Source organism: Actinomycetota bacterium, assembly GCA_030682655.1.
Taxonomy (GTDB): domain Bacteria; phylum Actinomycetota; class Coriobacteriia; order Anaerosomatales; family JAUXNU01; genus JAUXNU01.
Window position 1 is genome coordinate 1 of the sequence record JAUXNU010000063.1, and the last position, 11,871, is coordinate 11,871.

At 65.7% G+C, this 11,871-nt stretch carries 13 protein-coding genes; all 13 read left to right on the plus strand.

Annotation, left to right across the window (positions count from 1 at the left end):
* Positions 1–1,767: DNA polymerase III subunit alpha (gene dnaE, locus Q8K99_03780; GenBank protein ID MDP2181670.1), on the plus strand; the 1,767-nt coding region annotated here is incomplete at its 5' end.
* A 96-nt stretch (positions 1,768–1,863) separates the two neighbouring features.
* Positions 1,864–3,129 carry an ATP phosphoribosyltransferase regulatory subunit gene (gene hisZ / locus Q8K99_03785; protein MDP2181671.1) on the plus strand — a complete coding sequence of 422 codons (1,266 nt, stop codon included), beginning with the start codon at positions 1,864–1,866 and terminating at the stop codon, positions 3,127–3,129.
* Positions 3,126–3,809 carry an ATP phosphoribosyltransferase gene (gene hisG / locus Q8K99_03790; protein ID MDP2181672.1) on the plus strand — a complete coding sequence of 228 codons (684 nt, stop codon included), beginning with the start codon at positions 3,126–3,128 and terminating at the stop codon, positions 3,807–3,809. The genes hisZ and hisG overlap by 4 nt, the downstream gene beginning before the upstream one ends.
* A gap of 78 nt (positions 3,810–3,887) precedes the next feature.
* Positions 3,888–5,243, plus strand: coding sequence for a histidinol dehydrogenase (gene hisD / locus Q8K99_03795; protein MDP2181673.1), 1,356 nt, complete (start codon positions 3,888–3,890; stop codon positions 5,241–5,243).
* On the plus strand, positions 5,243–6,370 hold the full coding sequence (gene hisC, locus Q8K99_03800; protein MDP2181674.1) for a histidinol-phosphate transaminase: 1,128 nt from the start codon (positions 5,243–5,245) through the stop codon (positions 6,368–6,370). Before hisD ends, hisC begins: the two co-directional genes overlap by 1 nt.
* Before the next feature lie 2 nt (positions 6,371–6,372).
* Positions 6,373–6,960: an imidazoleglycerol-phosphate dehydratase HisB gene (hisB, locus tag Q8K99_03805; protein ID MDP2181675.1), complete on the plus strand. Its 588-nt coding sequence runs from the start codon at positions 6,373–6,375 to the stop codon at positions 6,958–6,960.
* Between the two features lie 160 nt (positions 6,961–7,120).
* Positions 7,121–7,741, plus strand: coding sequence for an imidazole glycerol phosphate synthase subunit HisH (gene hisH, locus Q8K99_03810; GenBank protein ID MDP2181676.1), 621 nt, complete (start codon positions 7,121–7,123; stop codon positions 7,739–7,741).
* The gene (gene hisA / locus Q8K99_03815; protein MDP2181677.1) at positions 7,738–8,466 is read left to right on the plus strand and encodes a 1-(5-phosphoribosyl)-5-[(5-phosphoribosylamino)methylideneamino]imidazole-4-carboxamide isomerase; all 729 of its coding nucleotides are present in this window, start codon (positions 7,738–7,740) and stop codon (positions 8,464–8,466) included. The genes hisH and hisA overlap by 4 nt, the downstream gene beginning before the upstream one ends.
* A gap of 5 nt (positions 8,467–8,471) precedes the next feature.
* Positions 8,472–9,239: an imidazole glycerol phosphate synthase subunit HisF gene (gene hisF, locus Q8K99_03820; protein ID MDP2181678.1), complete on the plus strand. Its 768-nt coding sequence runs from the start codon at positions 8,472–8,474 to the stop codon at positions 9,237–9,239.
* Between the two features lie 26 nt (positions 9,240–9,265).
* Complete coding sequence (hisI, locus tag Q8K99_03825; GenBank protein ID MDP2181679.1) at positions 9,266–9,640, plus strand: phosphoribosyl-AMP cyclohydrolase; 375 nt, start codon at positions 9,266–9,268, stop codon at positions 9,638–9,640.
* A 3-nt stretch (positions 9,641–9,643) separates the two neighbouring features.
* Positions 9,644–9,976: a phosphoribosyl-ATP diphosphatase gene (gene hisE / locus Q8K99_03830; GenBank protein MDP2181680.1), complete on the plus strand. Its 333-nt coding sequence runs from the start codon at positions 9,644–9,646 to the stop codon at positions 9,974–9,976.
* A gap of 14 nt (positions 9,977–9,990) precedes the next feature.
* Complete coding sequence (locus Q8K99_03835; GenBank protein MDP2181681.1) at positions 9,991–10,689, plus strand: M48 family metalloprotease; 699 nt, start codon at positions 9,991–9,993, stop codon at positions 10,687–10,689.
* Positions 10,662–11,537: a hypothetical protein gene (locus tag Q8K99_03840; protein MDP2181682.1), complete on the plus strand. Its 876-nt coding sequence runs from the start codon at positions 10,662–10,664 to the stop codon at positions 11,535–11,537. The genes Q8K99_03835 and Q8K99_03840 overlap by 28 nt, the downstream gene beginning before the upstream one ends.
* Positions 11,538–11,871 lie beyond the last annotated feature (334 nt).

An 11,871-nucleotide genomic window follows, 5' to 3' on the forward strand; every position in this document is an offset into this window, starting at 1 on the left:
ACGCTCACCGTGATCGCGACGGCGGTGCGCAACATCGAGCGCATCCATGGCCACGGCATCGACCCCGATACCATCCCGCTCGACGACGAGAAGACCTTCGATCTGCTACGCCGAGGAGACACGTCGGGTGTCTTCCAGGTGGAGTCGCCGGGAATGCGCGCGCTGCTGCGCGACATGAAGCCCACGGCGTTCGCCGACATCGTGGCGCTGCTCGCGCTCTATCGCCCCGGACCGCTCAAGTCCGGCATGGTGAAGGACTTCGTCGATCGCAAGCACGGTCGCAAGCAGGTCACGTACTACGACGACCGGCTCAAGCCCATCCTGGAGGAGACCTACGGTACGGTGGTCTACCAGGAGCAGGTCATGAGCATCGCCATGACGATGGGCGGGTTCTCCGCAGCAAAGGCGGACAAGCTGCGCAAGGCGATGGGCAAGAAGCAGCGCGACGTCCTCGACAAGCTGAAGGACGCCTGGGTTGAGGGTGCGGCGGCGAACGACTACGATCCGGGGCTTGCAGCTCGCATGTGGGCAGATATCGAACCGTTCGCGGAGTACGCGTTCAACAAGAGCCACTCGGCGGCATACGGGCTGCTCACGATGCAGACCGCCTACCTGAAGGCCCACTACCCGCTCGAGTACATGGCCGCTGTGCTCACGTCCTACACGGGCAAGACCGAAGCGATCGTGAAGTACGTCGCCGAATGCAACAGGAGCGGTATGCATGTGCTGCCGCCTGACGTGAACTCCTCGGGACCTGACTTCACGGCGGTCGAGGACGGCATCCGTTTCGGCCTCGCCGGAATCCGAGGGGTGGGCGAGGGAGTCGTCGAATCGATCGTTGCCGCTCGCACCGAGGGCGGACCGTTCACGTCGCTGCAAGACTTCTGCGCCCGCGTGGACCTGAGGCTCATCAATCGCAAGACGCTCGAGGCACTCGTGAAGGCCGGAGCATTCGACTCGACGGGCTACACGCGCAAGCATCTTTGGCACATGGTCGAGCGCGAAGGCGTGGCCGAGGCCGCTCTGAAGCGGCAGCGTGACGCGGAGAACGGCCAGGTCTCGATGTTCGATATGTTCGCCGAGGAAGACCTCGGATTCGCCGAGGACGTTCCCGCGCCAAACGACGACGAATGGGACAAGAAGTTCAAGCTGGCGAACGAGAAGGAGATGCTTGGCATCTACGTCTCCGACCACCCTTTGAGCGGCATCGCCGACCTCGTTCGCGCGGCATCGGACCACTCTCTCGGAGATGTGGACGAACTCGCCGACGGCACGACGGGATGGTTCGCCGGCATTCTCGCGAGCGTGGATCGCCGTCCCACCAAGAAGGGCACGATGATGGCGATCGTTACCCTGCAAGATCTTGAGGACAACATCGAGGCGGTTCTGTTTCCTCAGGTTTACGAGAAGAACCGCGACGCGATCTTGGAGGATTCGGTTCTGCGGTTCAAGGCGAGACTCGAAGACTCGGACCGCGGCAAGAAACTCATAGTCTCCGAGGTGCAGCCGTTCGACGGGACTACGTTCGATCGGGCGCCGGGCACGGTCGTCGTCGAGACCGATGCCGCTACGTTCGGCAACGGGCGAGCCGACAAGCTGAAGGAGATCTTGGCGCACTACCCCGGCAAAGACACCCTCGAACTGCACATCACGGCTTCACAATCGACCAAGGTCTGGAAGTGCGGAGCGGTAGACCGGTTCGCAGCAGGCCTCCATGCCGAGCTCATGGAGCTCTTCGGGGGAAGCGCGATTCGCGAAGCCGGGTGAGGATCCGGCGGTATCCTGTTTGCGCGGTTGACAGGATGCCTGTGTTTGCTACACTACTCTAGCACTCTACTGTGATGGAGTATTGGAGACGCCGGTATGAGACCGATGACACCGAGAGGGTTTCGCGACGCTCTGCCGCAGGAAGCGGCGGAGCGAGAGCGCATTTCCTCGGTCATGTCCGAAGTGCTTGAGTCGTGGGGCTACGGACGTGTGGAGACCCCCGTTGTCGAGGACTATGCCGTGCTGGAGCGTGGCGCGGGAGCGTCGCTGGAAGGGACTGCATTCCGGCTCTTTGACGCCGATGGTCGCCTGCTGGCCCTGCGCCCCGAGATGACGGTCCCGATCGCGCGGCTCGTCGCGTCCCGGCTTGCGGGAGAGTCCGGGACGAAGCGCCTTCGCTATGTCGCGGATGTCTTCCGCGAGCAAGCATCGTTGCGGGGTCAGTTGCGTCAGTTCACGCAGGTGGGCGTCGAGCTCATCGGCGAGGCGGGACCTGCGGCCGATGCCGAGGTCATCGCGGTGTTCGTCGAGGCGCTCGAGGCCACAGGACTGCGGGAGTTCACAGTCGGAGTGGGGACGGTCGCGGTGCTACGCTGCGTGATCGAGGCGGCCGGGATGGAGCTTGCGTGGAACGACGCGGTTCTTCGAGCGGCCCACGAGCGCAATCTTGTCGCCATCGACGAGCTTGCGGTGCAGCCCGGGGTTCCGGCGAGCGTTGCCAGCGCACTCTCGGGCGTGCCGAGGGTACGCGGCGGTCGGGAGGCCATCGACGCGTGTCGCGAACTGGTCGCCGGCTGCGGTGGTTCTGACCTGCTCGACGAACTCGCCGAGACATGGGACCTGCTTGCAACTCTGGGCGTGGACAGTCGTGTTTCGCTGGACTTCGGCATCATGCGTTCGTTCGACTACTACACGGGCGTCGTCCTGGAGGTCTACGCGCCCGGCATCGGCCTGGCGATCGGTGGAGGGGGCCGCTACGACGGCGTTCTTGCGGAGTTCGACGCCCCCGCACCGGCGGCCGGATTCGCCGTCGGGCTCGAACGCCTCCACATCGCGCTCGCCGAGCAGGGCGCCGAGCCCGCCGTGCGGCGGCTCGACGCCCTGCTCGGCGGCTCCGCGAGCGAAGCGTTCCCGGCGGCTGCGCGGCTGCGGTCCGCGGGCTGGCGCGTGCGGCTCGCGATCGGCACGTGCGGCCCCGAACTCGCGCGCGAGGCCGCGGCCGCATGCGCGGTCGAGGCGTTGCTCGTCGCCGATGGTCGCATCCTGCGCCTCGACCGCGCCGGCGAGCGGGTGGCCCCGCTCGCCGAGCCGCTCCCAGCGCCGCCGTCGCTCGCGGACGCGATCGGGGGTGAGGGCCTGTGATCGCGCGCAGGTCGACAGCGGCGGCGGACGGCGGCTCGAGCGCTCGGCTCCGGGTAGCCGTCCCCAAGGGCGCGCTCTTCGCCGACTGCGTCTGCGTGCTCATCGCTGCGGGTATCGACGTTGGCGGACTTGCGGACCCGGGGCGTCAGTTGATCGTCCGCACCGACGAGGTGGAGTTCGTCATCGGCAAGCCGACCGACATTCCGGTCTATGTCGCGTACGGCGCTGTCGACGTCGGTATCGCGGGCAAGGACGTGCTGGTAGAAGCCGACCTCGACGTGGTGGAGATGCTCGATCTCGGATTCGGCGCTTGCCGGTTCGTCGTGGCAGAGCCCGAGGAAGCCTCGGCGACCATCGAGGAGCACTACCGTCACCTCGGCGTGATCCGTGTCGCGACCAAGTACCCGCGCATCGCGGAGAGCTACTTCGCGCGGCGCGGGGTGCAGGTCGAGATCGTCAAGCTCAATGGCAACATCGAGATCGCACCGCTGATCGGCATTGCGGATCAGATCGTGGACATCACCGCCACCGGGACCACGCTGCGGGAGAACCGTATGCGCATTGTGGATGACGTGCTGGACTCCTCGGCGCGATTCGTCGCGAACCCGGTGAGTTTGCGGACGGTGTCCGGACGCGTTACCGAACTGGCACGGCGCTTGTCAGAGGTGGGGCTACAATAGTCGGGGTCAGGCGCCCCGCGTCGGACCCCCCAGCTGCGGGGCCGCGGGGCCGCAGGCGAGAGAGAGGCACCACACGACATGATGCGACGAATCGAGCTGAAGCGCGGAGAGCGGCTGACCGACGAGTCCCTCGCCCGTTCGGGCGGGGTCGACGCCGAGATCATCTCCTCGGCGGCGCGAATCGTCGATGACGTTCGCGCACGGGGCGATAGGGCGCTTCTCGAGTACACGGCGCGATTCGACGGCGTGGAACTGACCGACATTCGGGTCTCCGTCGAGGAGATCGAGGCCGCTGTAGCGGCCGTCGGCGAGGACTTCCTCGACGCCATCGCCATCGCCGCCGGCGCCATCGAGGACTTCCACAGCAGGCAGGTGCCGCAGTCCTGGTTCACCACCCAGGAGGGAGGCATCTTCCTTGGCCAGAAGGTCACGCCTCTTTCGCGCGTGGGCATCTACGTGCCCGGCGGACGGGCCTGCTACCCGTCCAGCGTGCTCATGAGCGCCATTCCCGCGCAGGTGGCAGGGGTCGAGGAGATCGCGATGGTCGTTCCGCCAGCAGCGGACGGAAGCGTCGATCCGCACACGCTTGCGGCGGCCGCCGAAGCCGGCATCGAGGAGATCTACAAGGTCGGCGGCGCACAGGCCATTGCCGCGCTCGCATACGGTACCGACACCATCCCGCGTGTCGACAAGGTGGTCGGTCCGGGCAATGCATACGTGACCGCTGCCAAGAAGCTCGTGATGGGCGACTGCGGCATCGACATGCTCGCGGGTCCGAGCGAGGTTCTCGTGCTTGCCGATGACACCGCCGTGCCTGCGTTCGTCGCCATCGACCTCATGGCCCAGGCCGAGCACGACCCGCGTGCCGCGACCTACCTCGTGACCACCGATCCCGGGCTTCCCGACGCCGTGAACGAGGCGCTTGACGCGCTGCTCGCGGAGTCGCCGCGTGGCGACATCACGCGCCAGTCGCTCACCGACAACGGCGTGGTCGTGGTCTGCCCCGATATCGTCGCGGCGCTCGATACGGTCGACCTCATCGCACCCGAGCACCTGGAGATCCAGATGGCCGATCCTTTCGAGATCCTCGGCTCGATCCGCAATGCGGGCGCGATCTTCCTTGGACCATGGACGCCCGAGTCGGTCGGTGACTACGTTGCCGGCCCGAACCACGTGCTTCCCACCGGCGGCACCGCTCGCTTCTCGAGCCCGCTGTCTGTCGACGACTTCGTCAAGAAGTCGAGCGTGCTCTCGTACTCGTACGAGGCGCTCGTCATGGACGGACCGGTAGCGATGACGATCGCCGATCGCGAGGGGCTGTGGGCGCACAGCGCCGCGGTAGCCCTGCGCCTCGACGCGATGGATGATCTGGCCGAGGAACTCGCAGATTACGACGACGCGGACGACGACGCGGACGCCGGCGGTGATGCGTAGTGGACCGCATCCGCCCGGCACGTCCCGAGCTCGAGTCGCTCGTCCCGTACGACGCCAAGGACATCAAGGCCGAAGTCGTTCTGGCGAGCAACGAGCACTCCGACAACCTCCCCACGGAAATAAGGGAGTGGCTCGCAGAACGGCTGCCGAGATTCCCGTTCAACCGCTACCCCGACCCGACCGCGAAGGAGCTGCGCAAGCTCATCGCCGAGGCCAACGGGCTTGAGTCAAGCAACGTGCTCGTGGGCAACGGCGGAGACGAGCTCATCTTCGACGTCTTGCTTGCGTGGGGTGGGCCAGGGCGAAAGATGATCGACCTGCCGCCGACGTTCTCGATGTACGCCATCGACGCGCAGAGTACGGGCACCGAGATAGTGAGCATCCCTCGGACGAAGGACTTCGCCGTCGACGCGGACGCGGTCCTCGCGCGCCTCGCGGATGGTGGCATAGACGTCATAGTGATCTCTCACCCCAACAACCCCACCGGCGACCTGGCGCCCGAGACCTTCCTCATCGACGTGCTCAACGCCACCGATGCGCTCGTGTTTGTCGACGAAGCGTACTTCGAGTTCAGCCGTCACACGATGCGTCCGCACATGGACCGCCACCCCAACCTTGTCATCTTGCGCACGTTCAGCAAGGCGTTCTCGCTGGCGGGCATACGCGTCGGCTACCTCCTCGGTCACGAAGACGTGGTGTGCGAGCTCATGAAGGTGCGCCAGCCGTACTCGGTGGACGCGTTCTCGCAGTGGGTCGCGACCAAGGTCTTCCGCGAGCGGGTCGTCTTCCAGCCGGCGATTCGCGACATAATGCGGGAACGCGACCGGCTGCTGCACGGGCTGGCGGACATGGGCGGGGTCGAGACCTTCCCGTCCGAGGCGAACTTCGTGATGTTCCGCGTCGCGCACGGCGCGGCCCTCTGGCGCGATCTGCTGCACAACCACTCGGTGCTGATCCGCGATTTCTCGCGCACGCCCGGACTTGAGGACTGCCTGCGTGTCACGGTCGGTACTGCCGAGGAGAACACGCGCTTCCTGGAAGCCATGCACGATGTGCTGGCAGCGCGCACGGAGTCGGCGCTGCTCACGAGCGGCGCGCACGCGCGCCACGGGGAGGAGACGGAGTAGAGATGGGTAGGACAGCCACGATATCGCGCGCGACGAAGGAGACCGACATCGCGGTCACTGTCGACCTCGACGGGACCGGCGCGGTCGAAGCTGCCACAGGCGTTCCCTTCTTCGACCACATGCTCGATGCCTTCGGGCGCCACGGACTGCTCGATCTCGCCGTGCGTGCCACCGGCGACCTGGAGGTCGACGCGCACCACACGGTCGAAGACGTCGGCATATGCCTCGGGGCTGCGATCGCCGAAGCGCTCGGCGACAAGAGCGGGATCCGCAGGTTCGGCTCCGCTGCCGTGCCGATGGACGAGGCGCTGGTGCTGGCTGCCATCGACATCTCCGGGCGAGGCGGGCTCGTCTACAAGGTCGACCTGCCGATCGAGTTCATCGGCGCTTTCGACACGACGCTGGCCAAGGAGTTCCTCGTCGCACTGGCCACCAACGCCGGGCTGACTCTGCACGTCCACAGCCTGGCCGGCGAGAACAGTCACCACATCGTTGAGGCCTCGTTCAAGGCCGTCGCGCGCGCACTTCGCGAAGCGGTCGGAGTCGACCCGCGGGCAGACGGCGTTCCCTCCACGAAGGGTTCACTGTGACGGCCGGGGCGCGGGCAGAGGGTCCGTGCTCGGGCAGTCCTCGGCGGGGGCCCTCGACGCCCGGGCGCGCCGCTGGCGCCCCCACGCGTCTGCCCCGCCTGCGGAACTGCGCGCGGACCCTCTGCCCGAACACCCCGGCCCTCGCCGCTGAGGGCGCCGCATGATCGCGATAGCCGACTACAAGATGGGAAACCTTCGGAGTGTTCAGAAGGGCTTTGAGCACGCGGGGGTCGCCGACGTGCGGGTGACTGATGACCCGATGGTGCTCGAGACTGCCGACGCTATCGTGCTGCCCGGCGTCGGGGCGTTTCGCGACGCTTCGCAGAACCTGCGCGAGAGCGGGATGTGGGACATCGTCGTGCGCCGGGTAGCGGAGGGGACGCCATTCCTTGGCATATGTCTGGGGATGCAGCTGCTGGCCGATGTCGGACTCGAGGACGGGGAGTGGCAAGGCCTCGGCATCGTCTCCGGGACATGCGAACGCTTGCCAGGTGGGGTGAAGATCCCGCACATCGGGTGGAACACGGTGCAGTATCCGCGCGGGAGCGCGCTCTTTGCCGGAATCGCCGAGGACACGGCGTTCTACTTCGTGCACTCGTATTTCCTGAATCCGGAAGGCTCCTCATGTATTATCGGAACTGCTGAGTACGGCATTCGGTTTGCTGCAGCGGTGCAGGTTGGTGACGCCTACGCCGTCCAGTTCCACCCCGAGAAGTCGTCCTCGGCAGGACTTGCTCTTCTCTCGAACTTCGGACGAATCGTCAAGGAGCGCGCGCAATGAAGATCTTCCCGGCGATCGACATTCTCGACGGCAAGGCCGTGCGGCTCTACCAGGGTCGGCTCGATGCCGTCAAGGTCTACAACGACGACCCTGTCGATCAGGCCCGCATCTGGGCGAACCAGGGAGCCGAGTGGCTGCACGTGGTCGACCTCGATGGCGCGGTCCTTGGCAAGCCCGAGAACATCGAGATCATCGAGGCGATCGTTGAGGCCGTCGACGTGCCGGTGCAGACGGGCGGCGGTATCCGCACGATGGAGACGCTGCAGCGCCTGTGTGACGCGGGTGTGGCGCGAGTCGTGCTCGGCACATCGCTGATCATGCATCCCGAGATGGTGGCAATGGCATGTGCGACGTTCCCGGGAATTGTTGCGGGCATCGACGCGCGTGACGGCAAGGTGGCCATCGAGGGCTGGCGCCAGGGTACGGAGTACGGCGTGCTCGAACTCGTCCGTGAGCTGGAGCTCCTCGGCGTGAAGCGCGTGGCGTACACGGACATCTCCTACGACGGCACGCAGCAGGGCATCAACTACGGCGCCTACCGCGCTTTGGTCGACCAGGTCACCATCCCCATCATCGCCTCGGGCGGTGTGGCATCACTTGCTGACATCGCCGATCTCGTGAGCATCGGCCCACAGATCGAGGGCGTGATCATAGGTATGGCGCTGTACGAAGGTGCATTCACGCTTCCCGAGGCTATCGCCGCCGGGCGGCGCGGGGAGGACTGACCTGCGTGCTGATGAAGCGGGTCATCCCGTGCCTGGACGTTCACGAGGGGCGCGTCGTCAAGGGCATCAACTTCGTCAACTTGCGCGACGCCGGAGATCCAGTCGAGCTTGCGGCAGTCTACGACCGTGAGGGCGCCGACGAGCTCGTGTTTCTCGACATCACGGCCACACATGAAGAGCGCCCGCTCATGCTCGAGGTCGCCCGGCGCACTGCCGAGGAGGTCTTTATCCCATACACGGTGGGCGGCGGGATGCGGAGCGCGGCGGACATTCGCGCGATGCTGTCCGCGGGCTGCGACAAGATATCGATGAACTCTGCAGCGGTGAACGCCCCCGAACTCATCACCGAGACGTCCCGGATCTATGGTGCCCAGTGCATCGTGGTTGCCATCGATGCCCGGCGCATCCCGGGGTCGTCACCTGCGCGCTGGGAAGTCTTCGTCTCGGGCGGGCGCACGAACACCGGTATCGACGCGCTCGCGTGGGCGCGCGAAGCCGAGCGCCGTGGGGCCGGTGAGATCCTGCTCACGAGCATGGACTGCGATGGGACCAAGGACGGCTTTGACATCGATCTCACGCGGGTCATCACCGGGGCGCTCAACATCCCCGTCATCGCCAGCGGCGGTGCAGGGGAGCTCGACCACTTCGCGGAAGTCGTCGTCGAGGCCGACGCGGACGCCGTGCTTGCCGCGAGCGTGTTCCACTTCGGCGAGTTCTCGATCCGGCAGGTCAAGGAGCACATGAAGTCGCACGGAATCCCCGTGCGGCTGTAGGACGGCCCAATCAGGAAGGGAGCACCGTGGACCGTGAGAAGGACCTCCTCGGCATCGAGGACCTGAAGTACGACGCAGCCGGCCTCATCCCGGCGGTCGTCCAGCAGCACGACACCGGCGAAGTGCTCATGGTCGCCTACATGAACGCCGATTCACTTGCCAAGACGGTCGAGACCGGCTCGACGTGGTTCTGGAGCCGGTCGAGGCAGAAGTACTGGATGAAGGGGGAGAGCAGCGGTCATACGCAGCGCGTGGTCGAGATCCGCTACGACTGCGATGCGGACTGCCTGCTCGTCTCCGTGGATCAGACCGGTGTGGCTTGCCACACGATGGAGCATTCGTGTTTCTATCGCCGTCTGTACCCCGAGCCGGGGTCGCTTGCGGCAAGACAGGGGGAGTAGCGCATGACGGAGAGTCCACTCGGCGCGCCGCGTCCGGCGAGCCAGCCGGAGATCGGCGATGTGCTCGCATCGGTCTACACCGTACTTGAGCAGCGCAAACGCGACATGCCCGAGGCCAGCTACACCGCCAAGCTGCTTCAGGGCCCGCAAGACAAGCTCCTCAAAAAGATCGCCGAGGAGGCGGGCGAGGTCATCATCGCCGCACGCGACCGCGACCTTCCCCAGATCCGCTACGAGGTCGCCGACCTCATCTACCACCTCATGGTCGTCATGGTACGCGAGGGTATGACGCTCGACGACCTGGCGTCCGAGCTGGCGGACCGCCGCCGCAAGTAGCCGGGAGAGCCGCGATGGCGCGCTACGAGGTGCGCGAGAACCGCAGGGAGCCTCTGTGGGACCGGGTCGATCGCAATCGCGTGCGGTTGGTCGTGTTCCTCGTGCTGTTCTTCGCGGTCTCTACGATTTCGATGGCGCTCTTCGCGGTCATCGCGTTGCTCGTCATCGGAGTATTCGTGCTGGCCTACGCCTTTCGCATGGGTGTGGACCTGTCGGGAGTGCAGCCCGTGGCCATCGGAATCGGGCTTCTGGTGGCGGCCGGTGGCGCGTCCTTGGCATACATGGTCTGGGCACTCACGCGTGACGAGCGCTGGTTCGCGAAGCGGCTTGAAGCGCCGCTCGTCCCCAAAGGCGAGCTCCTGCAGACGAAGTACGCGCTCAAGGACATGGCTATCGCCTCTGGCTTTGAGATCGCGCCGGCCATGCACGTCATCGAGACGCCGAACGTCAACGCATTCGTGTTCGGCTGGGGACACCGCCGCCCCATCGTGGGCGTGACGCGCGGGCTCACCGAGCGCCTGACCCCCGACGAGCAGAGGGCCGTGTTCGCGAACCTCATGACTCGCTTGCGGAAGGGGGACACGCTGTGGGCCAGCGCGGTCACCGCGCTCATGGCGCCGCTGTGGCGCTTCAGCACAAGCCGCATGCGTGCCGAGGAGGATGTCCTGACCAGGGGGAGGCCACGATGCCTCTCCCAAACAGCCACCAGGTGACCACCACGACCGTGAACGTGCCGAGCGAAGTGGTCGGCTTCTACGCCCTGGTCATGCTGTTCATCATCATCTCCGAGCTGCTGCTATTCGGTCACCGCGCGTCGCAACTGCGTCATGCCGAGGTCGCGGACGGGGAAGGGATGCTTCTGCTCAAGGATCCCGGCTCGAGGCTCTCGGCGCTCGAGAAATCGGTGCGATTCAACAACTTCGTGCCTACCGCAGGTCCCGGGATGGCGCAGCTCTTCTACTGCTGGACCGGCGAGGACAGCACCGATGACGAGGACGACCCCGAGAACCGTCGTGTGACGCGGCTACGCGAGGTCCTCGGGGTGGAAGGCATGAAGATGCCGACTGTGCCGAACGTGCCCGTGATGGTCTACCCGACTGCGCCGCGGCTCGAAGACGGCGCCCCCGTGACCTTCGTGGCTCCGACCTGGGCAGTACGTGCCGAGGAGAACCGCATTGCGAAGTTCACGGCTCTGGGGATCGTGATGGTCCTAGCGGGTTCTGCGGTGCTGTTCGTCGGCGTCCTCGACGCATCTTTGCCTAGACAGTTCGCGGACTACGGCTCGGGGAGTGCGGGAGACTGGCTCCGGCGCGCGATTGTGGCCTATGCGGCGGCCGGGAGTGTTATGGCGTTTTCTCTCGCGTGGGGCACGCGACGTATGACCGATGCGCTTGCGTATGGTATGGCGACGGGAGTGATCTACGCGCTTGTTGTCGGGGTTGCCGCAGGGAGATTCGGGGTGACGCCCCTGTCCTACCTGTTCGCGCTCGCGATTCTGTCGGCTGCGGTGCTTGCGAACTACATGTCTCGCTGGTGGAGACGGGAGAGCGGGTGGTCCTAGCGGCGTGCGCTGGAACTCAGCGACACGCGGATCTTGAACCCGTTGCCGCCGCACTGAGGGCATGGCGTGGGTTTGTGCTGACCATTTGCGGTCGTCACGTGCACGTACTTGTTGCCCTTGCAGCGATCACATGTTTCTCGGCAGACCATTGTACTAAGCCTCCTTGATGCGGCTTAAGTGTACTTAAGCACATACTAAGGGTCTGGCACATAATAACCGTCGCGAAACCGCGCTGGCCATGTTACACTTCAACGCATGGATGGAGAGGCCGGCATCAAGGAACGGTTCGAGCTCCTGGCCCCGTTCCTGGATGAGCGCAGCCGACGCCTGGTTG